Source organism: Halomonas sp. NPDC076908 (assembly GCF_050269715.1).
Lineage (GTDB): Bacteria > Pseudomonadota > Gammaproteobacteria > Pseudomonadales > Halomonadaceae > Vreelandella.
Window position 1 is genome coordinate 13940 of record NZ_JBNNIW010000038.1, and the last position, 23807, is coordinate 37746.

The 23807-nt window shown below is 54.9% G+C and carries 16 protein-coding genes; 12 read left to right on the top strand and 4 right to left on the bottom strand.

The window, feature by feature from the left end:
• Nucleotides 1–56: 56 nt before the first annotated feature.
• The 3 genes from ACQKE4_RS17315 to csiR all read right to left on the bottom strand — a co-directional run bounded on the left by ACQKE4_RS17315 (nt 57) and on the right by csiR (nt 3332).
• Complete coding sequence (locus ACQKE4_RS17315; protein WP_427389536.1) at nt 57–1286, bottom strand: CaiB/BaiF CoA transferase family protein; 1230 nt, start codon at nt 1284–1286, stop codon at nt 57–59.
• Nucleotides 1287–1313: 27 nt separating this feature from the next.
• The gene (locus ACQKE4_RS17320; RefSeq protein ID WP_240717117.1) at nt 1314–2492 is read right to left on the bottom strand and encodes an acyl-CoA dehydrogenase; all 1179 of its coding nucleotides are present in this window, start codon (nt 2490–2492) and stop codon (nt 1314–1316) included.
• 120 nt (nt 2493–2612) lie between these two features.
• Entirely contained in the window at nt 2613–3332 is a 720-nt protein-coding gene (gene csiR / locus ACQKE4_RS17325) for a DNA-binding transcriptional regulator CsiR (protein ID WP_427389537.1), read from the bottom strand.
• 367 nt (nt 3333–3699) lie between these two features.
• On the opposite strand from csiR, the gene ACQKE4_RS17330 reads away from it, so the two are divergent.
• Genes ACQKE4_RS17330 through ACQKE4_RS17340 form a run of 3 tightly spaced genes read left to right on the top strand, consistent with a single transcriptional unit; the run spans nt 3700 to nt 7332 of the window.
• Nucleotides 3700–4671, top strand: coding sequence for a TAXI family TRAP transporter solute-binding subunit (locus tag ACQKE4_RS17330; RefSeq protein WP_427389538.1), 972 nt, complete (start codon nt 3700–3702; stop codon nt 4669–4671).
• A 37-nt stretch (nt 4672–4708) separates the two neighbouring features.
• Entirely contained in the window at nt 4709–5281 is a 573-nt protein-coding gene (locus ACQKE4_RS17335; RefSeq protein WP_427389539.1) for a DUF1850 domain-containing protein, read from the top strand.
• Nucleotides 5282–5313: 32 nt separating this feature from the next.
• Nucleotides 5314–7332, top strand: coding sequence for a TRAP transporter permease (locus tag ACQKE4_RS17340; protein WP_427389540.1), 2019 nt, complete (start codon nt 5314–5316; stop codon nt 7330–7332).
• 133 nt (nt 7333–7465) lie between these two features.
• Here the strand turns inward: ACQKE4_RS17340 and ACQKE4_RS17345 are convergent, their stop codons facing one another.
• The gene (locus ACQKE4_RS17345) at nt 7466–9994 is read right to left on the bottom strand and encodes a penicillin-binding protein 1A (RefSeq protein ID WP_427389541.1); all 2529 of its coding nucleotides are present in this window, start codon (nt 9992–9994) and stop codon (nt 7466–7468) included.
• 204 nt (nt 9995–10198) lie between these two features.
• Here ACQKE4_RS17345 and pilM point away from each other — a divergent pair, with 204 nt between their 5' ends.
• The 9 genes from pilM (at nt 10199) to ACQKE4_RS17390 (ending at nt 23460) form a co-directional block, all read left to right on the top strand.
• Nucleotides 10199–11260, top strand: coding sequence for a type IV pilus assembly protein PilM (pilM, locus tag ACQKE4_RS17350; protein WP_427389542.1), 1062 nt, complete (start codon nt 10199–10201; stop codon nt 11258–11260).
• A 38-nt stretch (nt 11261–11298) separates the two neighbouring features.
• Nucleotides 11299–11871, top strand: a complete 573-nt coding sequence (locus ACQKE4_RS17355) for a PilN domain-containing protein (RefSeq protein ID WP_427389543.1) — start codon at nt 11299–11301, stop codon at nt 11869–11871.
• Complete coding sequence (locus ACQKE4_RS17360) at nt 11868–12572, top strand: type 4a pilus biogenesis protein PilO (RefSeq protein ID WP_427389544.1); 705 nt, start codon at nt 11868–11870, stop codon at nt 12570–12572. Before ACQKE4_RS17355 ends, ACQKE4_RS17360 begins: the two co-directional genes overlap by 4 nt.
• Nucleotides 12569–13114, top strand: a complete 546-nt coding sequence (locus ACQKE4_RS17365; protein ID WP_427389545.1) for a pilus assembly protein PilP — start codon at nt 12569–12571, stop codon at nt 13112–13114. Before ACQKE4_RS17360 ends, ACQKE4_RS17365 begins: the two co-directional genes overlap by 4 nt.
• Nucleotides 13115–13247: 133 nt before the next feature.
• On the top strand, nt 13248–15290 hold the full coding sequence (gene pilQ / locus ACQKE4_RS17370; RefSeq protein WP_427389546.1) for a type IV pilus secretin PilQ: 2043 nt from the start codon (nt 13248–13250) through the stop codon (nt 15288–15290).
• Nucleotides 15290–15874, top strand: a complete 585-nt coding sequence (gene aroK, locus ACQKE4_RS17375) for a shikimate kinase AroK (RefSeq protein ID WP_427389547.1) — start codon at nt 15290–15292, stop codon at nt 15872–15874. Before pilQ ends, aroK begins: the two co-directional genes overlap by 1 nt.
• Entirely contained in the window at nt 15871–16977 is a 1107-nt protein-coding gene (aroB, locus tag ACQKE4_RS17380) for a 3-dehydroquinate synthase (RefSeq protein WP_427389548.1), read from the top strand. Before aroK ends, aroB begins: the two co-directional genes overlap by 4 nt.
• Nucleotides 16978–17562: 585 nt before the next feature.
• Nucleotides 17563–22005, top strand: a complete 4443-nt coding sequence (gene gltB / locus ACQKE4_RS17385) for a glutamate synthase large subunit (protein WP_427389549.1) — start codon at nt 17563–17565, stop codon at nt 22003–22005.
• Between the two features lie 36 nt (nt 22006–22041).
• Nucleotides 22042–23460, top strand: coding sequence for an FAD-dependent oxidoreductase (locus ACQKE4_RS17390; RefSeq protein ID WP_427389550.1), 1419 nt, complete (start codon nt 22042–22044; stop codon nt 23458–23460).
• Nucleotides 23461–23807 lie beyond the last annotated feature (347 nt).

Below are 23807 nucleotides of genomic sequence, written 5' to 3' on the forward strand. Positions count from 1 at the left end.
TGTCGAGAAAGAATAGGCTTTCAGCATAGTGCTTAATTGAGGTGCTTACCTAGTGATTAAATAACACCCGAGGCGCGCAATGCCACTAGCTGTTCAGGCGTAATGCCGAGCTCGTCTAATACGCTGTCAGTGTGTTGGCCTAGGTGGGGCGGAGCGGTAGTTGCGCTCATTTGTAGACCGTTGAAGCGAATAGGGTTGGCGACTAAATCCACCTGGCCCGCTTGGTCGTGGGGCAGAGTTTGTTTGAGCCCGCGTGCTTTTACATGGGGGTCATCGAACACGCGATCCAGTGTATTAATAGGTCCACAGGGAACGCCCACGGCTTCAAAGGCGGCTAGCCAATGATCAGTGGTGCGCTGCGCCAATGCCGCTTCCAACTGCGGCACGAGCACAGCGCGGTTGTTTACCCGGTCCCCGTTGGTGGCAAAGCGCGGATCTTCTGCCAGCGCTGGTAACGCAAGCACGGTGCAAAAACGCTTGAACTGTTCATCGTTGCCGACGGCCATAATCATATGGCCATCTTGGGTGGCGAACGCCTGATAAGGCACGATGTTGGGATGAGCGTTACCCAACCGCTGGGGCACATTGCCTGAGGTTAGGTAGTTGAGCGCCTGATTGGCGAGCACGCCCACCTGCACATCCATTAATGCCATATCAATATGACAGCCCTCGCCACTATCTCTGCGCTGATAAAGCGCTGCCAGTACTGCGTTCGCTGCATACAGTCCGGTGAAAATATCGGTAAACGCAACGCCGCTTTTTACCGGACCGCCGCCGGGTTCGCTATCGGGCTTGCCGGTTAGGCTCATGATTCCGCCCATGGCCTGAATCATAAAGTCATAGCCCGCCCGGTGAGCGTAAGGGCTTTCCTGGCCAAAACCGGTGATTGAGCAGTAGATGAGCTTGGGGTTCAGCGCCTTCAAACTGGCGTAATCCAGGCCATAACGTTTCAGACCACCGACTTTAAAGTTTTCGATCAGCACATCGGACTGGGCGACCAATTGCTTGATCACCGCCTGACCTTCGGGCTTGGCCATATCGACGGTCACCGAGCGTTTACCTCGGTTAGCGCATAAGTAGTACGCCGACTCTTCAGTGCCCGTCAACCAAGGAGGGCCCCAGTGGCGGGTATCATCGCCGCTTCCGGGACGCTCTACCTTAATCACATCCGCCCCCATATCCGCAAGCATCTGTCCGCACCATGGCCCGGCCAGTACTCGAGAGATGTCGAGTACTTTAATTCCGGCCAGTGGTTTGGTTGGCTCACTCAACAGGGGATTACTCATAAAGGATGCTTCCTTGGCTGATGACGTTTAAAAGAACGACTGAATACCTGTCTGTGCGCGACCAAGAATCAACGCGTGTACATCGTGGGTACCTTCGTAGGTGTTCACTGATTCTAAGTTGACCATGTGGCGAATAACGCCGTACTCGTCGGAAACGCCGTTACCACCGTGCATATCGCGAGACTGGCGAGCGATATCCAGCGCTTTGCCGCAGTTATTACGTTTGATCAACGAGACCATTTCCGGTGCCCAGTTGCCGCTATCCATCAGCCGACCTACCTGCAACGCTGCCTGTAAGCCCAGCGTGATTTCGGTCTGCATGTCGGCAAGTTTTTTCTGGATCAACTGGTTGGCAGCCAGCGGGCGGCCAAACTGCTTGCGGTCTAAGGTGTACTGACGCGCCGCGTGCCAGCAGAACTCAGCGGTGCCCATCACGCCCCAGGCGATGCCGTAGCGTGCTTTGTTCAAGCAGCCGAACGGGCCTTTAAGACCGCTGACATTGGGCAGCAGGTTCTCTTCAGGAACGAAAGCGTTGTCCAGCACGATCTCTCCGGTAATCGAGGCGCGCAGCGAGACCTTGCCTTCGATTTTAGGCGTGGTGAAACCTTCCGTGCCGCGCTCAACGATAAAACCTTTAATCTGATTGTCGTGGGCAGCTGACTTTGCCCAGACCACCGCGATATCAGCAATCGGACTGTTAGTGATCCACATTTTGGCGCCGGTCAGGCGGTAGCCGCCGTCGACTTTTTCGGCGCGGGTAATCATGCCGCCTGGATCAGAGCCGTGATCGGGTTCGGTCAAACCAAAGCAACCAATCATTTCGCCGCTGGCAAGCTTAGGCAGAAATTTCTGCTTCTGCTCTTCAGAGCCGTAAGTCTCGATGGGGTACATCACCAGCGATGACTGTACGCTCATGGCCGAACGGTAGCCGGAATCCACACGCTCTACTTCACGGGCAATCAGGCCGTAGGCCACGTGATTAACGCCTGCGCCGCCGTACTCAGGGGAGACGGTTGCGCCGAGCAGGCCAAGTTCACCCATTTCGCTCATGATTTCGCGGTCAAAGCGCTCTTCACGGAAAGCCGTTAGTACGCGGGGCTGTAAGTTTTCCTGGCAATAGTCGTAGGCGGCATCGCGAATCTGGCGCTCTTCATCGGTGAGCTGTTGTTCCAGAAGTAGCGGGTCGTCCCAGTTAAAATGTGTCATAGCGTGGATTCCTCGAATAGTGGGCAGGAATAAATGCAAAATAGCTTGCAGTCAATGTATCGCCGTTTCTTTAAAATATCTACATTTTTTTAAAACGCAGAATTTGTCTGTAACTTAAGCTTAGTCGATACCGCGGGCTTTAAGCACTCGGGTAATAATCGGCACCGGCGTCATCAAGTGGTCCCGCATTAATGTATCGGCTTCGGCGGTATCGCGAGCTAAAATCACATCCACCAACGCTGCATGCTCCTGGCGCTTAAGCTCCAGCGCCTGGGGCGACATGACCGTTTCCTGCAACCAAAGGTGGCGGTAGCGCTCTACTTGATCAAACAGCGTATTGCGCATTTGCAGCAGGTGAGGGGAGTTGCAGCCACTGGCGATGGCGGTGTGAAAGGCTTTATGACGCTGATCCCAAATATCCAGCAAGTCATCGGGCGTATTGATGTCGGTCACTTTAGACAGCCGATGCGCCGTCGCCAGAACAGTGGCTTCCCAGTCATCGTCACCGCGCTCTATCGCTAGCCGTAGGATCAGCCCTTCGAGTTGCGCTCGGGCGTCGTAAATATCGTTGAGTTCTGCCAATGACATGGGAGCTACACGGTAGCCGCGCTGACTGATTGCCACTACCAAGCGGTCTGCTACCAACTGAGAAAGCGCTTCCCGCAGTGGCCCGGTGCTGGCGCCATATTGCTCTTTCAGTCGGCTCATTAACAGCTTCTGTTCAGGAGCATAGCGACCACGAATAATGTCATGCTTGAGTTGGCGGTAGGCGCTGATGGCAAGATTCTGGCGTGGCGCACTAGCCTCTTTAGAATCTGGCTCCCTGAGATCTGGCTCCATAGTAGTGTGGCTCCTGGGTGAGTAAAGAGACGAATTAAGACTCTAACAAAGCTGCGTTGAGAAAATATTGACGCCTATTATCAATAAATATTAACAATTTGGCATAGTGTATGACATTTGTGTGGGGTTTCATCATTATTAGGAGAGCTTGTTTTCTTGCATCTATCGTCGGCACTACCTAAATGCTGCACCTACCGTCAAGCTACTTAAGCGCTAATTATGCCATTAGCATCTAACGCACAAGCCGTGCTAACTTCTCCTCCACCGCTTCTGGTTCGCCTTACAATGGCAAGCAGAAGTTGGGGCTTCGACACCTCCTTTATTGTCAACCATACCTATAAGTCCAAACAGGACGGAGGAAATGCTCATGAAAACTCTACGCTCTCTCTACACCACGGCAGCCGCCGCATCTATGCTCGCGGTAGCGCTGCCGGCAAGCGCCCAGCAGCTCTCTATCGCCACCGGCGGCACAGGCGGCGTGTACTATCCCATCGGTGGTGGTTTCGCCGAAATGATCAATAATCATATTGAAGGTGCCCAGGCGACCGCTGAAGTAACCGGTGCCTCGGTTGAGAACATGGGGTTGATCATGCGTGGGGACGCGGATCTAGCATTGGTATTGGCAGATACGGCTTACCAAGCATATACCGGTACCGGTGACTTCGAAGGTCGTCAGATCGAAAATACCCGTGCCCTAGCCTCGGTTTATCCCAACGCCGTGCAGTTGGTAACCCTGGCTGAATCCGATATCGAATCAATTGCTGACTTAGCAGGCAAACGCGTTTCCGTTGGTGCGCCAGGAAGTGGTACCGAGCTGAATGCCCGTGCGCTGCTTGAAGCCAATGGCATTGAATACAGCGATTTCACCCCGCAGCGCTTGAACTTCAACGAAACCGCTGATGCGATCCGCGATGGCGATATCGATGCTGGCTTCTGGAGTGTGGGACCTCCAACGAGCTCCATCCTTAACCTTGCCGCGACCCGCGATATTCGCCTGATTGGTCTGTCCGATGAAGAGATTGCCAATGCCCAGGAAGTAGAAGCGGTATTCGCACCTTATGAGCTTGAAGCGGGCATGTATGACGGCATGGACGAAGCCGTTCAGACCATCGGTATTCCTAACGTTCTGGTCGTCAACGCTGATATGGATGAAGAGCTGGCGTATCAGTTGACTCAACTGCTATTTGAGAACATCGATGAGCTGATTGCCGTTCACCCGGCTGCTAACGACACCACCGTTGATTTCACCATGGGCTCCACGCCTGTGCCGCTGCACCCGGGCGCAGTGCGTTACTTTGAAGAAGTGGGCGCTGAAATTCCTGACCGCCTGCGCGAGTAAGCCTTGGCTGACCATTCGATAGTACGTAATTATGGTTATGCAAAGGCAACGCGACGTTGTTCAGCCGCGCTTGGTTGGGTTTATAAAGGCTAAGCCCAGGGTTAAGTGCTGGCTAATAGCGGTGTTGATAGTTTGCTTACCACTCGCCGGAGCAGGGGACATCCCCGCTCCGGCGGTTTCGTCTGATCGTCTTCAAGTCATCACTGAGCAAGGTGAAATGCTGGTGGATACTGCGGCTCCGCCGGGGATGCGTTGGTGTATCAAGTGGAACCACTCGGTAGCGAAATTTACCGTGCTGGACTGCTACCAAAATGTCGCCGGCTCCATGCAATTAGAGCGCAGCCACCAGCCTGACTTTGCAGCGGGCTTAGGGCATACGATAGGACGTGGCGAGCAGGTTTCTGACGGAAAAGGGGGCTACTGGATTAATGCGATTAATGAGCCAGTGGCCAATAACCGTTACGCGTTGCGTGTGGGATCAACTGATGTCAATCACCGAGTGGTATGGCAAGACGGTGAACGCTATAACGAAGTGAGCCTGAGTGCCCACGCGTCTGGGCAACGCGTCATACTCCAGATCATCCAAGCCGCGCCGCCCAGCGTGAATTAAAAGTAAGCCAGACAACGTCTGACGAGGACTCCATGAACGAACCCAAGCAACCGCCGATCCTGATGCCGGGCGGTAATGCGATTCAACCCCGCATGGTGCTGTGGTCTATCACCATTGTGGCGGTGGGTCTTTCCCTGTTTCAGCTCTATTCTGCAGGTATTCAGCCCCTTGGACTGTTTTATCAGCGCAGTATTCACCTTTCGCTAATTATGATATTGGCATTTTTAATGTTCCCAGCCTTCGGCCCTACGCGTAAGCGAGGCGTTCTGGGGTGGGCAATTGACCTGCTGTTTTTCGCTGGCGCAATACTGACCGGCGGCTACTTAGTGCTCAATTTGGATGAGATTTTCAGCCGCGCAGGTTTTTGGAACAGTACCGATATCCTGGTTGCCTGCATAGCGACAGTCACCGTGCTGGAAGCCAGCCGCCGTGCGGTGGGCTTCGGGATGACCGTGATTGGCCTGCTTGCCATTGTTTATGCCTTCGCTGGCCCTAGGGGTGAGCTGCCGTGGCTTGGGCAGTGGATGCCAGGCATTTTAGAGCACCGCGGTTACGGTATTGATCGTGTGGCGGGTCAGCTTTACCTAGGTCAAGAGGGCATCTTCGGTCTTCCGCTGGGGGTTGCGGCTACCTATATCTTTATCTTTGTCCTGTTTGGTGCCTTCTTGGAATGCACTGGGGCAGGCAAGTTCTTTATCGATATGGCTTACGCGGCGACGGGTCGTCAGCGCGGCGGCCCGGCTAAAGCCGCCGTTTTAGCCTCGGCGGGGATGGGCTCTATCTCCGGCAGTGCGATTGCTAACGTTGTCACCACTGGCGCCTTCACCATTCCGTTAATGAAAAAGCTGGGTTACAAGCCCAAGCAGGCCGGTGGTATCGAAGCCGCAGCCTCTACCGGTGGGCAGATTATGCCGCCGCTAATGGGCGCAGGCGCTTTCTTGATTGCGGAGTACACCAATACGCCGTACTTAGAGATCGTTAAAGTCAGCATTTTACCGGCGATCATGTATTTTGCGACGGTCTACCTGTTTGTGCACATCATTGCCCTTAAACAAGGCATGCAAGGACTGCCCAAAAGCGAGCTGCCGCAAATGCGTCAGGTCATGAAAGATGGCTGGCACTTCCTGCTGCCACTAGCGGTATTGGTGTGGCTGTTGGCAATGAGTATGTCGCCAATGCGAGTAGGTTTCTATGCGGTCGTGACCATGGTCGCGGTGGCCGTGCTGCGTTATGCGCTGTGGTTCTTCTTTGTGGCCCCCAGCCAAGGGCAGGCAGTCACCCTAAGCCGTACACTGGGCGTGATACGTGCAGGATTGGGCAAGCTGGTAGAAGGCTTGGAACTGGGCGCACGTAATGCGGTAGCCGTCTCCATGGCCTGTGCGGTCGCTGGGATTATCGTTGGCGTGGTGGGCTTGACTGGCCTGGGTCTGAAATTCTCCTCCATGATGCTGGCTTTCTCAGGCGGCAACCTGGTGCTGGCACTGGTCATGGTGCTACTGGCAAGCCTGATTTTGGGCATGGGGCTACCGGTTACCGCAAGCTATATCGTACTGATTGTACTGGTTGGCCCTGCGCTTACCGCTGAGTTCGGCGTGCCGTTGCTGGTTGCTCACTTGGTGGTGTTCTGGTACTCCCAGGATTCCAACGTGACGCCGCCGATAGCCTTGGCAGGCTTTGCTGGAGCGGCGATTGCGGGTAGTAAACCGATGGAAACCAGCTTCCAGGCGTGGAAGTTTGCTAAAGGGCTCTACTTGATTCCGCTGTTTATGGTATTCAACCCAGAAATCATTATGGGTGGCCCGGTGCCGGTGGTGATCTGGAACGGGGTAATTGCCATTCTCGCATTAGGTGCCTTTGCAGCGGCCTTGGAAGGCTACCTGTTTACGCGTATGTCGTGGTTCCCTCGCATCGCTATTACCGCCGCCATTTTTGGGGTGTTCTATCCCAATCTAATGACCGAGATAGCCGGTGTGGTGGTGATGACGGTGGCTATTGGCGCTAACTGGTTAGCCAGCAGGCGCGAAAGACCAGCGACTCCCGTAAGTAGTTAATCGTTCAATAGCGAGTGGCTTGAAAGCGATGTAGCAACAAGCTGTTAGTCACGAGTTGCTAGCAAGAACGAAAAAGGCCCGGAGATAATCTCTCCGGGCCTTTTGGTTGGTACTCTAGGTTATGGATGCAGCGTTAGAAGATAGACTCTGCGGCACCTGAACCTTGGGAGCCACTGGCTTCTTCCAGTTCGCGGCTAATGCGGCGCTGCTGGTAATCGGGCAAATGATCCCGGTGGAACAGCTCAGACATACCGCCACCCTGGTCATCCGGCAAGCGGCGACCTGTATCTGGGTCGACGCGCGCGGTCACGATGGTGTCGGGGCGCTCAGGTATCGCACTGGGAGTCCCCTCCAGTGCATCGCCCATGAACTCAATCCAAATAGGCAATGCAGCGTTAGCGCCATACTCCGCTAGTGTTTCGTTGCTATCTTTACCCACCCATACGGTCGTCACAAGATCGCTGTTGAAGCCTGCGAACCATGCATCACGCTGGCTATTGGTGGTACCCGTTTTACCGACGATATCGTCGCGGTTAAGGCTGAGCGCGCCGCGGCCAGTGCCTGAAGTGATAACGTCACGTAGCATATCGCGCAGGATATAAACCGCCGCCGGATCAGCTACTCGCTTGGCTACTGGGTACTCGCGGCCATCAATGTCGACTGTTTCCTGACCCTCGGCACAGCTTGGGCACGCCACTTGTGGGGTCGCCTCGTCAACTATTTCAGTGTCATCGTTACGGGTCACACGCTCAATAAACCAAGGCGCTACCTGGAAACCACCGTTGGCGATAACCGCATAGGCATTGGTCATCTCCATGGGCGTTAAACTGGCACTACCTAGGGCCAGCGCCAACCCATGCGGCAAGCGTCCAGGGGCAAAGCCGAAGCCTTCCAAGTAATTGATCGTATGATCAAGCCCCATGGTCTGGAGCACGCGAATGGTGACCAGGTTGCGTGAGCGAGCTAGTGCAGGGCGCAAGCGCATGGGGCCCTGGAAATCACGGCTGGAGTTGACCGGGCGCCATAAGGCGTTGCTGCCGTCGTCCAGCACTACAGGGGCATCGTTGACCACGCTGGCCGCGTTCATTTCACCATCTTCAAGGGCCGCTAAGTAAATAAACGGTTTAAAGATAGAGCCAGACTGACGCTGGGCCTGTACCGCACGGTTAAACTTACTGGCATTAAAGTCGAAGCCGCCTTGAAGGGCGAGGATGGCGCCCGTGCGCGGGTCTTGAGCAACCAACGAGCCTTCAGCGTCTGGGCGCTGGGAGAGACGTAGCGTGCCTTCTTCATTAGCAATCACTCGAATCATATCGCCACGCACGGCAATTTGCTCCGCTGAACTTGGTTCGGCGCCTCGGCTACGTGGGCTCAGATAAGGGCGTGCCCAGCTTAAGCCTTCCCAGGCGATGGTTTGTAAGCCGCCATTACGGGTCAGTACCTGCATTTCGCGGCCACTACTTTCCACCACGATGGCGGGCTGCAGAAGGCCATAGTTGGGCGTACGTTCAAGCACCTGTACCCAGTTACTTACGTCGCCGTCGATACCTTCCACTTCGGTTTGGCTACGCTGAGCCGCTTGTCGTGCGGTTTGGCGAATTTCCGGTGACTCTGATAGCTCTTCTTCCAGGCCTTGAATAGCCGTTTGTTCCTGAGCCTCAACAAGGCTAGAGGCAATCTCACGCTGCTCTGGCCCGCGCCAGCCGTGACGCAGATCGTAGGCAATTAAGCCGTTACTCAGGGCTTGGCGAGCAGCGGGCTGTAGCTCACTGTCAATCGTTGTATAGACCCGGTAACCGCCGGTGTAGGCAGTGTCGCCATAACGCTCTACCGCGTACTGGCGGGCCATTTCCGACACATAGGCAGCTTCCACTTCTGCTTGGGTGAAGTGGCGGCGTGCGGTGACGGGTTCCTGTACCGCGACCTGGTAAGTCTCATCATCGATGTAGCCTAGCCCGCGCATACGGAACAGAATCCAGTTGCGACGAATCAGCGAGCGTTCCGAATTTGCCAGCGGATTAAAGGCAGAAGGCGCTTTGGGCAGGCCTGCAATCATTGCCGTTTGAGCTAGATTAAGCTCAGCCAGCGGCTTGTCATAATAGGTTTCAGCCGCCGCTGCGATACCATAAGCACGATTTCCCAGGAAAATCTTATTAACGTAAAGCTCGAAAATTTCCTGTTTATTGAGTACCTGCTCCATTTGCAGCGCCAGCAGGATTTCACGAATTTTGCGGGTAAAGGTTTGATCCAGTGTCAGCATATAGTTTCGCGCTACCTGCATGGTAATCGTCGAACCACCTGACTGAATGGTGCCGCCGCTCTGTACTAACTCAACGGCCGCACGCGCTAAGCCGCGTGGGTCGACACCCGCGTGATCAAAGAAGTTAGCGTCTTCAGCCGCAATTAATGCGTTGACCATATCTTGAGGGATTTCGTCAAAATCGATCGCCATGCGCCGCTCTTCACCGAACTCGCCGATCAATTTACCGTCTCGGGTAAAGATACGTAGCGGGGTATGCAGCTCGAAGTCTTGTAACTGACGAACGTCGGGTAGCCCCGGCGAAAAGTAAATGGAAGCCCCCACTACCGCCAGGGCAACGGCACCCACCAGCGATACGATGAGGAAAAACAGCGACATAATAAGGGTTCGTAGAAACGTCATGAACAGAGAGCACCCTGGGGAGAATAAAAGGATCGGCATCTAAACGGCCGTATCACGTAATTTGGCTGCCATTATAGGAAGCCAAGGCGGCGGCCACCAGTGTTGATATGGCGTAAGTTGCTTCGCGTGTGCCTTAGATGAAAATCATGTAACCTCGAACTACATGTAGTAATCGGGCGACAAGCAGGCGGAGCCAAACCCAATATGCGCTTTCTAACATCTGCTAAAGGGTTGATCGGCGTCGATATTACGTCGGCAACCGTCAAGCTGCTTGAGCTCAAAAAGTGCCACGATAATTACCAGGTCGAAAGTTATGCTGTTAGGCCACTGCGTGAAGGTGCGGTAATAGAACGCAGGATTCGCGATATTGATGACGTCGCCAGTGTACTTAGCCGCGCCGTTGAACATGCAAAGCCTTCAACCCGTAAGGCGGCGGTGGCTGTGCCTGCAAGTGCGGCCATCACCAAGACTCTCAGCTTTCCGGTTGGATTAAGTGAGGAAGAGATTGAAGAGCGGATCACCGCTGAATCCGACCAGCATATTCCTTTTCCGTTCAATGAAGTTGCCTTCGACTTTGAGTGCCTAGGTCCTGCACCGTTTGACGAAGAGCAGCAGTTGGTGGTGTTAGTTGCCTGCCGGCAGCAGGATGTCACTCAACTGACGGAAACGCTGGAGCGTGCAGGTTTGGAGCCAGCGGCAGTGGATGTTGAAACCTTTGCGATGGAACGTTCACTTGCTGAACTGCGCCGCCAGTTGGAGGTTGATAATGATCCCACCGCCTGCGTAGGTCTGGTGGATATTGGCGCTAATATGAATGCCTTTCACGTCGTTCGCGGCGGCCATATTGTGTATACGCGTGATACGGTATTTGGCGGTCGTCAACTAACAGATGCGATTCGTGATCGTTACAGCTTGAGCATGGAAGAGGCGGGCTTTGCCAAAAAGCGTGGCGGGCTGCCTGATGACTATCATGCCAAGGTGCTCAACCCCTTTCTTGATACGGTGGTACAGCAGGTGGGGCGTTCATTGCAGCTTTACTATACGGCTGGGCGCCAGCAAGAGGTAAAGCACATTGTCTTGGCCGGCGGCTCAAGTGTGATTCCTGGACTGGCCGAGCGTATTGCGGAAGATAGCGGTATGACCGTAACGATTGCCAACCCGTTTCAGCGTATGCAGGTCAATAAACGCCTCAACCTCCAGGCGTTAACCAATGATGCCCCGGCGATGCTCACCGCGGGTGGCCTGGCGATGAGAGTGAGTCAGTGAGGATTGGTTTTTGAGAGTTAGCCAATGAGAGTTAGCCAATGAGCATGACGATAAATCTGCTGCCGTGGCGGGAAGCGCAGCGCGAGCGGCAAACGCGGAAATTTTATCTATGGATCGCTGTTATGCTGCTGGCAGGGGTAGTGATGGGGCTGCTCACCGCTCAATATTACCAGCATCAGTTGGCGGCTCAGCAGCAGCGTAATGCTTATATCAGCGAGCATATGGTGCGTCTTAATGCTGATATTGAAGGGGTGTCGCGCTATCAAAATGATGCCGGGCGTTTAGCCGAACAGCTAGCGGTGTTCCAAACGTTACAGTCTGAACGGCTGCTTACCGTACAACTTTTTAATGATGTCGCCGAAAGCGTTGCCAATGGTGTGATCTACCAGCAGTTATCAAAATCCGGTAATAACATCAGCGCAACGGCGGTGGCCGCTAGTGAGCGGCAAGTCTCTGAGCAGTTGCGTCGTATTGCGGCCCTACCTGGTTTGGGCGTTCCTTCGCTGTCTGCCGTAGAGAGCGACCAGCAAGGTGCCGGTAGAGTGTTTCGTTTTAACGTAGAACAGATGACGCTGGAGCATGCGGATAGTGCCGAGGAGACGGCGCTATGAGGCCAGGTTCTGACAGAACAAGCGTTGGCAAACTGAGCTCTGACAAGCGAGGCCGTGAGTATTGGGCAAGGGAGTGGCAGCGTCTTCGCGACGTCGATTGGCGTGACTTAGATATTAAAGAAGCCGGTGGATGGCCATGGTTGCTAAAAGTGTTGAGTTGCTGCTTGGCACTGCTGGTAGCGTTAAGCGTGATGGGGTGGCTAGTGGTGAGTGAGCAGCGCGAAGGGTTAAAGGCGGCACAGCGCCAAGAAGTCAGATTGCTGAGTGATTATCGCAGCAAAGCCTCAGAAGCCGCTTTTTTGCCAGAAATGCGCGAGCAGCTCGCTTCGTTAGAAGCCCAGATGACACGCTTGCGCACCATGCTGCCCACCGATGCAGAAATTCCCTCTTTACTGGATAGTATTAGCGATGCGGCCGTCGATAATCGCCTTACCATTGAAACGATTCGGCTGCGTCCAACGCAAACCCAGGCTCATTATATAGAGCAACCGCTGGATATTCAGGTGCGCGGCGGCTACCACCAACTGGCGCGCTTTATCGCTGATATGGCTGCACTACCGCGTATTGTGACGCAGCACGATTTCAGCTTAGAGCCGGTTGAGCAGCGCGGGGATATGCTGCGGCTGTCGCTACTGGCTCGCACCTATAGCTATAGGGATGAGAGCGAGCGAGCATCTCTTGATGGGGCGGTCGCGCCATGAAGGGTATCCAACTGACCGTTATGCTAGTGGCCGTCACTATAGTGCTGGCGGGTTGTGCCGATGCTGAGTTAGACCAGCTTGAGCGCACGCTGGCGGATATTCGGCAGTCACCCGGCGGCCAACCCGCTGGGGTCAGTGTGGTTTGGCCTGAAAGCCAAACGCTGGCGTATTTATATAGTGAGGAGCGCAGCCCTTTTTTAGCGCCGGACGCCATTGCGGAAAGTGGTATTAGCTCAACGGATGGTGCATTAGCGCCTGATCAGCAGCGTGTGCCAGAGCCGTTAGAGCGTTTCCAATTACAGGAGCTGCGATTAGTCGGTACGTTACGCATGGGCGGGCGGCAGGTGGCCATGATCGCCTCACCTGATGGCAGTGTGACCAGCGTAAGAGAGGGGAACTACATGGGCAGTGATTATGGGCGTATTAGCCAAATTGCTGCTCAGGAAATTCGCGTCGACGAGCGGGTTTTTACTCAGCGTGATGGCTGGCAAGAGCGACAAGTCACGCTAACGATTAATGAAGAACGTGCTGCTAGTGAATAATTTATAAGCGTTGCTAGTGAAAGCAGTATTAATGAAAGTAGTATTCGTAAAATAAGTATTAGATAAAACAGCAAAAAGTACGGCTGCACCGAGCGGCGGTACAGTCACTTTACCCGCAGGCGGATAATAGCTAATGGCAGTAACAGCTCGGCAAAACACCCATCTCATATTTATGGCAGTCTTGCTCGCTTCGTTTTTGCCCTCATTAGCGGCGGCGTCAGTGCTGACGGATATTGAAGTACATAATGCCGACAACGGAGAGGTAGGCATTGATCTTCGCTTCACCGGCGGCGTGCCTGAACTGCGTAGCTATCGCCTGGATTCGCCACCCAGGGTGGCATTGGATTTAGCAGGTACTCAAAACGGCCTGGCTACTCGACGGCTTGAGATTGGCCGCGGCGGCATTGAGCAAATCACGGCACTAGAAGGCAATGGCCGAACGCGTTTGGTGGTGAACCTTAGCGAAACCAAAAACTTTACCCCCAGCGTCATGGATGATCGGCTGCGTATTAATTTCACGTCAGCATCGAGCACCTCCGCCGCCGCTTTGCCAGCGCTAGAAGTTAATGAAGGGCCGCAAATTGCAAATATTGATTTTCGGCGCGGTCAAGACGGTGCTGGTCGCCTTGTTGTTACCTTTGATCGTGAAGGCATTGAAGCGGATGTGCGAGAGGAGGTAGCTGGGCAAGTGGTCGTGATACTGCGCGACGTGGCTATCCCAGACTCGCTTAATCAGGTATACGACGTCACCGACTTTGCCACGCCTATCACGCGGATTACTCCGCGTTCAGGTCAGCGCGATACCCAATTGGCGCTAGCTACACAAGGCGCTTACGCGATGATTTCATCGCAAAGTGGCCGCACGCTCACCGTGGAAGTTCAGCCGGTTCGCGATCAGCCGCAGCAAGCCCAAGGAACGGCCGAAAGTTTCGATGGTGAACGCTTGAGTCTCAACTTCCAGGATATCGAAGTGCGCTCGGTGCTGGCCACGCTTGCGGAGTTTACCGGCCTGAACTTAGTGGCCAGCGATAGTGTGACAGGCCGAGTGACGCTTAACTTAAATGATGTACCTTGGGACCAAGCGCTGGCGCTGATTCTGCAAAGCCAGGGGCTATCCAGCCGTGAGCAGGGCAATGTGATTGTGGTGGCGCCTGCCAGCGAGTTGGCCGATTTAGAGCGTCAGGAGTTAGAGGCGCGCAGCCAGCGTGAAACGCTTTCACCGCTGGTGACCGAGTTTATTGAGGTTAAATACGCACGGGCGGAAGATTTAGCCCAGTTGCTGCGTGGTGGCGACGGCTTCGGGCTGCTTACCGAGCGCGGGCGCGTTAGCGTAGATAACCGAACCAATACGCTGCTCATTCAAGATACCAGTGAGCAAGTGAGCGATATTATGCGCACCCTTGACCGCCTAGATGTTGCCGTTCGCCAAGTGCAGATTGAAGCGCGCATTGTTATTGCCCGGGACACCGCTTCCCGCGAGTTAGGCATTAACTGGGGTATGTCGAGCACCCGTGGGTTTCAAGACGGGGGAGATGGCAATTTCGTAAGACGAGATATTAATCCCGGCGGCATCAACCGTGCACAAGGCGGTTTGGCCGTAGATTTAGGTGCGGCCACTGGGCCAGGTACAGGTTTCAGCTTTGGCTACTTGTCGGGCGATATTCTGTTGGATCTGGAGTTGCGCGCGTTAGAAAGTGAAGGTAAGAGTCAGACTATTTCACAGCCCAGAATTATTACTGCCAACCAGCGCACCGCCAGAATCAGCCAAGGTGAAGAGCGCGCGTTTCAGAGCGTTGATGGTAACAATAACCCGGATACCGAGTTCAAACAGGCCGAGCTTTCGCTGGAGGTGACGCCACAAATTACCCCCGATAACCGTATTATCATGGATCTGGTGATCAAAAATGATAGTTTTCGTGAGTCGGAGTTTGGCGGTGAACCGCCTATCGATACCAACCAAATTGAAACCCAAGTACTGGTAGATAACGGCCAAACGGTGGTGTTAGGCGGCATTTTAACGACCGAAGAGCTGCGCCAAATCGCCAAAACACCGCTTCTGGGCGATATTCCTTTGCTAGGAAGACTGTTTCGCTATACCGAAGAGAGCAATGAAAAGGTAGAGTTGTTAGTCTTTATTACTCCACGACTCCTAGACGATGGCTTAACGGTTCACTGATGCAGGATTTACCCAATTTATTTCTCATTGGCCCCATGGGGGCTGGCAAAAGCACGATTGGTCGCCTGTTGGCGGCAGAGCTTTCGCGCCCGTTTTACGACAGTGACCACGCCATTCAAGACCGCTGCGGGGCTGACATCCCGTGGATTTTCGATGTAGAAGGCGAGCAAGGCTTTCGGCTGCGGGAAATTCACATGATTGATGAGCTGACCCGGCTTTCTCCGGTAGTGGTAGCCACTGGCGGTGGCGCGGTGCTTCGCGAAGAGAATCGCCGCGCGCTGCGCGAGCGTGGCACGGTGGTCTATCTGTTGACCACCGTTGATCAGCAGCTTAAGCGCACGGCGAAAGATCGCAATCGGCCGCTGTTGCAGTGTGGTAATCGTGAGCAGGTGCTCAACGATATGTTTGCCCAGCGCGACCCGCTTTACCGGGCCACTTCCGATATTGCCGTACGCACTGATCGGCGCAGCCCACGGGCCGTGGTCAACGAAATCCTGCGCCGAGTACATCGGCTGGTTGATCCGCTGGAGAACAGCGCTTCCCTGAATACCGCCGATTCGAACATTCATAAGGTAACCCAATGACCTTCACCGCCAGCACGCAGCGCACGCTTAACGTTGCTTTAGATGAGCGCAGCTACCCGATTCATATAGGCACCGGACTCATTGGCCGAGCTGATGCGCTGACCCCTTATCTAGCCGGTCAACAAGTGATGGTGGTTACCAACGAAACGATTGCGCCGCTCTACCTTGAAAAGCTTTGCGCCAGCCTGCCGGAGCAACTCGATGTCCGCACGGTCGTGCTACCCGATGGCGAGCAGTACAAAACCATTGAACAGGTCAGCCGCATTTGGGACGCGCTGCTGGAAGCCGGCTTTAACCGCCGCTGCACCCTGATCGCTTTAGGCGGCGGCGTGATTGGCGATATGGTCGGTTACGCTGCTGCTGCTTATCAGCGCGGCGTGGCGTTTATCCAGGTGCCGACCACATTGCTTTCCCAGGTGGATTCCTCTGTGGGGGGCAAAACCGGCGTTAACCATCCGCTGGGCAAAAACATGATTGGCGCTTTCTGGCAGCCCAAAGCCGTGTTGGTGGATATTGATACGCTCAAGAGCCTGCCACGCCGTGAGCTCTCGGCCGGGCTTGCCGAGGTGATTAAGTACGGCCTGATTCGCGACGAAGCGTTTTTATCCTGGCTAGAAGACACCATGCCCGCACTGCTTGATGTTGAGCCAGCGGTGGTGGCAGAAGCCATTGCCCGCAGTTGCCAAATCAAGGCCGATATCGTGGCCGAAGACGAAACCGAACAAGGCGTGCGAGCGCTGCTCAACCTTGGTCACACCTTTGGTCACGCAATAGAAGCCCACCAAGGCTATGGCAACTGGCTCCACGGAGAAGCTGTGGGGGCGGGGATGGCCATGGCGGCAACGCTTTCCCATCGGCTGGGATGGCTCGACAACGCAGCGCTCACCCGAAGTCTGGCGGTGATTGAAAGCGCCGAACTACCGCTGTCGGCACCGGCCAATATGACCCGCGATGATTTTTTAACCCGCATGCGGCTTGATAAAAAAAATATCGATACCCGGCTGCGTCTGGTGCTGCTCAACGCATTGGGCGATGCCTGTATCAGCGATGTCACCCCCAAAGAGCTTCTCACTACGCTGTTGGATAACTATCCGCGCCACTGAACGGCAAAAAAGTAACCCATTCAGCGCATCTCTATTTAGCAATTTCAGCCAGCAAAACCTGCCCAATGTACCGCTCCTAACGTTGAGTGGTGTCTCTGGGCAGGTTTTTTACGCTGGCGCCATTTTTTTCAACGTAGGTATTTTTCAACGTAGGTATTTTTCAACGTAGGTGTTTTTTAACGTAAGCGATATTGCCAATTAAGTAATAGAACACCGTTTCAATATAATCCGTATGCCTTATGCGCTATCGGCATGGGTTAAAAGACACAAATTAGACTAAAGTCTAATGGAAAATAAAAAGCCTAAAAAACGCGTTTCACTTGGTTACAAGTGTTTGAAGTATATGTATTTTTTTCCTAAATGAGAATGCAAATACAGGATTTGAAAAGAGTTTTTCAAGCGTTGGGGAGGCTAGGCGATTGCGCGAAGTGGCTTCCAATCGCTATGCTGACCGGCCATTTTGTTGCGGCAGTGGATGAGGGAAACCCCCATTCAGCGCAGGTAATAAGCGTCATAAAAAAAGCAAAACCTGCCTTTATACCATAAGTACGCTGCTAAAAAAATACGCTGACTAGAGGCACGCCCATGAATAGAGGTCTTCACCAGCCTGGCGAGTTTCGCGATAACTGTGGTTTCGGCCTGATTGCCCATATGGAAGGCCAGGCGAGCCACGATTTGCTGAAAACTGCCATTGAATCACTGACCTGCATGACCCACCGGGGCGGTATTGCTGCCGACGGAAAAACCGGCGACGGCTGTGGTCTACTGCTTAAAATGCCCACGCCGTTTATGCAGGCGTTGGCTAAAGAGGCATTCGATGCCGAGTTAGGCGACCGTTTTGCCGTTGGCGTGGTTTTTCTGCCCAATGATGACGAGCGTGAAACCCACGCCCGTGACACCCTGACCCGTGAACTTGAAGCGCGTGGACTCAATGTCTTGGGCTGGCGCGATGTGCCTACCGATTCCAGCGTTTGTGGTCCGATGGCACTCGACTGCCTGCCGCGCATTCAGCAGTTGTTTGTGCAGCCGGGCAACGGTGAGCACTTTGATGTTGACCTGTTTATGGCCCGCCGTCGCGCCGAACAAGCGCTGCGCGACGAAGAAGACTTCTATGTCGCTTCACTTTCGTCAGAAGTGGTCTCCTATAAAGGCTTAGTCATGCCGGAAGATCTGCCGGCTTTTTATAAAGACTTGAATGACCCGCGCCTGGAAACCGCCATTTGTGTGTTCCACCAGCGCTTCTCGACCAATACTGCCCCGCGCTGGCCGCTGGCGCAGCCGTTCCGCCTGTTGGCGCACAATGGCGAGATCAACACCATTGAAGCCAACCGTGGCTGGGCGAACTCGCGTAAAGCGAATTTCGTTAATGATCGCCTGCCGGATATCGCCGAACTGGATGAGATCGTCAACACCACCGGCTCCGACTCCTCAAGCATGGATAACATGCTGGAAGTGCTGCTCACTGGCGGTATGGAGCTACACCGTGCGGTGCGCATGATGGTGCCACCTGCGTGGCAAAACGTCGAAACCATGGACGCCGAACTGCGCGCGTTCTACGAATACAACTCCATGCATATGGAACCGTGGGATGGCCCCGCGGGCGTGGTCATGACTGACGGCCGTCAAGCGGTGTGTATGCTTGACCGCAACGGCCTGCGCCCAGCGCGCTGGGTGATTACCAAAAATGGTTACATTACCCTAGCGTCAGAAATCGGCACTTACGGCTATAAGCCGGAAGATGTGGTCGCCAAAGGCCGGGTGGGTCCAGGACAAATACTGGCCGTAGATACCCAGACCGGTGAAGTGCTGCATACCGAAGATATCGATCAGCGGCTGAAATCTGCCTACCCCTACAAGCGCTGGCTAAAGCAGGAAGCAAATTACCTGGAGTCGGCGCTAACCGAGCTTGCGCGTTTCCAAACCATGGATACCGACGCGCTCAACGTGCAGCAGAAGATGTTCCAGGTGAGTTTTGAAGAGCGCGACCAGGTATTGCGTCCGCTGGCGGAGAGTGGTCAGGAAGCGGTGGGCTCTATGGGTGACGATACCCCCATGGCCGTACTTTCTAGCCGCCCACGGCTACTGACCGACTTCTTCCGCCAGAAGTTTGCCCAGGTGACCAACCCGCCTATCGACCCGCTGCGTGAAGCGATCGTTATGTCGCTGGAAACCTGCTGTGGCGCCGAGCTCAACGTCTTTAAAGCCACGCCCGAACACGCCCACCGCCTGATTTTGACTACGCCGGTATTGTCGCCGCGTAAGTTTACCGCCCTGGTTAGTCAGGATGACCCGGCGTTTGCCAGCCACACAATGTCGCTAGGATACGACCCGGAGCAGCAAAGCCTGCACCAGGCGTTGAAAGCGCTGTGTGAAGAGGCTGAAGCGCAAGTACGTGCCGGTAAGGTGATCCTGGTACTGACTGATGCCGATCTTGCGAAGGGCTTAATCCCTATTCAGGCAGCCCTGGCCGTGGGTGCGGTGCACTCTCATTTAGGACGCTTAGCGCTGCGCCCCAATGCCAACATTGTGGTTGAGACCGGCTACGCCCGTGACGCTCATCAAATGGCGGTGCTGTTTGGTGTAGGCGCGACGGCGGTTTACCCATGGCTTGCTTATCAGGTCATGGCGGATATGCACCGCACTGGCGAGCTGACCGGCAACCCAGCTGATGGTCGTGAGAACTACCGTAAAGGGCTACAGAAAGGCCTGTTCAAAATCCTGTCGAAGATGGGTATCTCGACGCTGGCCTCTTACCGTGGCTCGATGCTGTTCGAAGCAGTGGGTTTGGCCGATGAAGTGATGGATTTGTGCTTTGTGGGCATGGCATCGCGCATTCAAGGCGCTGGCTTTGCTGAGCTTCAACTGCAGCAAACGCTGGTCGCCAAAGATGCCTGGATACCGCGTAAGGGTATTTCCCAAGGCGGTATTTTCAAGTATGTCCATGGCTATGAGTATCACGCCTACAACCCCGATGTGGTAGTAGCACTTCAGGCTGCCGTACAAGAGGGCAGCTACACCAAATGGAAGAAATTCGCCCAGTTGGTCAACGAGCGTCCGGTAGCGACTATTCGCGACTTGCTCAAGCTCAAGCCTGCTGAAACGCCGATTTCGATAGATGAAGTAGAGCCGGTTGAAGATTTGCTGCCACGCTTTGATAGTGCGGGCATGTCGCTAGGGGCGCTCTCGCCGGAAGCCCACGAAGCGCTGGCGCAGGCCATGAACGAAGCCGGTGGTCGCTCTAACTCTGGTGAAGGCGGCGAAGACCCGGCCCGCTACGGCACGATTCGTAGCTCGAAAATTAAGCAGATCGCATCCGGTCGCTTTGGCGTAACCCCTGCCTACTTGGTTAACGCAGAAGTACTGCAGATCAAGGTCGCTCAAGGTGCCAAACCTGGTGAAGGTGGCCAGTTGCCGGGCGGTAAAGTGAACCAGTTGATTGCCCGGCTGCGCTATGCAGTCCCCGGGGTTACGCTGATTTCGCCGCCGCCGCACCACGATATTTACTCGATCGAAGATTTGGCCCAGCTGATTTTTGACCTCAAACAGGTCAACCCTGAAGCCCAGGTGTCGGTGAAACTGGTCTCTGAGCCTGGTATCGGTACGATCGCGACCGGTGTTGCCAAGGCGTACGCGGATCTGATTACCGTTTCCGGTTACGACGGTGGCACTGCAGCGAGCCCGCTAACCTCGATCAAACATGCCGGGTCGCCTTGGGAGCTGGGGCTTCCTGAAGTGCATCAGGCGCTGCGAATCAATGGCCTGCGCGACAAGATTCGTCTGCAGACGGATGGCGGTCTGAAGACCGGGCTAGATGTGGTTAAAGCGGCCATTCTCGGCGCTGAGAGTTTCGGTTTTGGTACCGCGCCGATGGTGGCGCTGGGCTGTAAATACCTGCGTATTTGCCACCTTAACAACTGTGCTACCGGTGTGGCTACTCAGGATGATTTCCTGCGCGGTGAGCATTTCCGCGGCACCGTGGATATGGTCAAAAACTACTTCCGCTTCATTGCTGAAGAAGTGCGTGAGCTGATGGCTGTGCTGGGCGTGCGCAAGTTAACCGATCTTATCGGGCGTACTGATCTGCTTGAAGTACTGGAAGGCACTACCGCGTCTCAGCGTAAGCTGGACTTAACCCCCTTGCTTGCCAATGACTTTGTGCCTAAAGATGCGCCGCAATTCTGCACCGTTAGCCGCAACGTGCCTCATGACCCCGGTGCCAAAAACCAGGAAGTGTTGGCGGCACTGAAAGACGCGATCGAAAGCCAGTCCGGGGGTGAGTTTAACTTCACCATTACCAACTGTGATCGCAGCGTAGGTGCATTAACCTCTGGTGCAATCGCCAAGCGCTACGGCGAAGAAGGGTTGGAAGCGACACCAGTAACGGCCAACTTCGTCGGCGTGGCGGGGCAGAGCTTTGGGGTGTGGAATGCGCGTGGTTTGAATCTTTACCTGGAAGGCGATGCCAACGATTACGTCGGCAAAGGCATGAACGGCGGCAGTATCGTCATTGTGCCGCCCAAGGTCAGCGAGTTTGAGAGCCACAAAACGGCCATTATCGGCAACACCTGCCTATACGGCGCCACGGGCGGCACGCTGTTTGCGGCTGGTACGGCGGGTGAGCGCTTTGCCGTACGTAACTCGGGTGCCTCGGCGGTGATTGAAGGTGCTGGGGATCACTGCTGTGAATATATGACCGGCGGCTTGGTCTGTGTGCTCGGTGAAACCGGCGTGAACTTTGGCGCGGGGATGACCGGTGGCTTTGCCTATGTGTTGGATGAAGAGCGCACCTTCGTGGACAAATACAACCACGAGCTGGTCGAAATTCATCGCGTCAATACGGAGGCGATGGAGGCGTATCGTCGTCATTTGCGTGAAATGATCGAAGCCTACGTGGCCGCGACGGGGTCCGCACGTGGGGCGGCTATTTTGGAAGACTTCAGCGACTACGCGCGCCACTTCTGGCTGGTGAAGCCTAAAGCGGCAAGCCTCGGTAGCTTGCTGGATCAGTCTCGGCGTCAGCCGCAATAACCCACTTGTGCCCCTCACGCTGACAGGAGAGAGATCATGGCCAACCGCTTAAATAACGATTTTCAGTTTGTCGATGTGGGTCGTAAAGACCCACAGAAAAAAGATGCGCGTACCCGTGCGAAAGAGTTTGCGGAGATTTACGAGCCGTTTAAACCGACCGATGCGGCCAGTCAGGCGCATCGCTGTCTGCACTGCGGTAATCCGTATTGCGAGTGGAAGTGCCCGGTACACAACTACATTCCCAACTGGCTGCAGCTGGTGGTGGAAGGCAACATTATCGAAGCCGCCGAGCTTTCCCATAAAACCAACTCGCTGCCGGAAGTGTGTGGCCGCGTGTGTCCGCAGGATCGCCTGTGTGAAGGCGATTGCACGCTCAATGACGGTTTTGGCGCGGTGACGATAGGCTCGGTAGAGAAGTACATCACTGATACGGCGTTTGCCATGGGCTGGCGTCCGGATATGTCCAAGGTGGTGTGGACCGATAAAAAAGTCGCCATCATTGGTGCGGGCCCGGCGGGTTTGGGCTGTGCCGATATTTTGGCGCGTAACGGCGTTAAACCGGTCGTGTTTGATAAGTACCCGGAAATTGGCGGTCTACTGACCTTCGGTATCCCCGAGTTCAAGCTGGAAAAGAGTGTAATGGAGCGCCGCCGGGCGGTCTTTGAAGAGATGGGCGTTGAGTTCCGCCTGAACACCGAAATCGGCACCGATATCGAGTTTGAGACCTTGATGCAGGAGTACGATGCGGTTTTCCTGGGTATGGGGACTTACAAGTACATGGAGGGTGGCTTCCCAGGGGAAGATCTGCCGGGCGTCTATAAAGCGCTGGATTTCCTGATCGCCAACGTCAATCGCTGCCTGGGCTTTGAAAAAGATCCGAACGATTATATCTCCATGGAGGGTAAGCGTGTGGTGGTGCTGGGCGGTGGTGATACGGCGATGGACTGTAACCGTACCTCGATTCGTCAAAACGCCACTAGCGTGACCTGTGCGTATCGTCGTGACGAGGGCAATATGCCTGGCTCGCGCCGCGAAGTCGCTAACGCTCGTGAAGAGGGCGTGGAGTTTCTGTTTAACCGTCAGCCGGTCGCGGTGGTTGGTGAAGAGAAGGTCGAGGGCGTGAAGGTTGTGCGCACCCGCTTGGGTGAGCCAGATGAAAACGGTCGTCAGCGTCCTGAAGTGGTGCCCGGTTCTGAAGAGATCATTGCGGCGGATGCCGTGGTCATTGCTTTTGGCTTCCAGGCAAGCCCAGCGCCCTGGTTCGATAGTGCCAATATTCAAGTCGACGAACGTGACCGCGTCACCGCACCGGAACACGGCCAGTACGCTTTCCAAACCAGCAACGAAAAAATCTTTGCCGGTGGCGATATGGTGCGTGGTTCTGACTTAGTGGTCACGGCGATTTATGAAGGCCGCCAGGCAGCGGAAGGTATTTTGGATTACCTAGGCGTGTAAATCGGAGCAATGGGGTGCCTGCGGCACCCTTCGCCGAAATGTCGGACCACGCTGAAGTTCCCTCCCGCAATAGTTCCGAGCCTGATGAGAGTAAGGAGTGCTTGCTGCCCTTGTGGGAGGGAGCTTCAGCTCGCGAATGTGTGGGCTGCCAGCCCGATGAAATTAAGGGGTGCCTTCGGCACCCATCGCGCGCTAAAGCGCCCTCCCACAATAGTCCTGAGCCTGGTGAGACTAAGGAGTGCCTGCAGTACTTGTGGGAAATGGGATGGACCCGTCCCTCTGTGCCAAGATGAAGAAGCACTTCATCTAACGTGCGCAGGGCACTGACGGCATCTTGAAAGAGGATC